The sequence below is a fragment of the Citrobacter sp. TBCS-15 genome, from assembly GCF_005280815.1.
Lineage (GTDB): Bacteria > Pseudomonadota > Gammaproteobacteria > Enterobacterales > Enterobacteriaceae > Citrobacter > Citrobacter werkmanii.
The window spans coordinates 1-209 of the sequence record NZ_SZWK01000217.1; the positions used below are offsets into that span (position 1 = coordinate 1).

General features: G+C 41.1%; 1 protein-coding gene. It reads left to right on the forward strand.

Translation table 11 applies throughout. From position 1 onward, the window contains the following. Positions 1–209, forward strand: a 209-nt coding sequence (locus tag FDW96_RS25280) for a hypothetical protein (RefSeq protein ID WP_212732899.1), incomplete at both ends; no start/stop codon positions are given.

A 209-nucleotide genomic window follows, 5' to 3' on the forward strand; every position in this document is an offset into this window, starting at 1 on the left:
TAAAAAAATCCCCTTTGCTAGAACACCAAAAGTTGACAATAGAACCTCTGTCCGTGGTTGGTATGTCTTTTCGCCAATTGCAATTATTGTTTACTCCATGTTGACTTGTTTGAAATCCTATCAGGATGGTAACTGGGCCAATGCACTCTTTGCGGGATTTAATACGGTTACCGCTTTATGGGCAACGATAGCCTATATCGGACTGATGA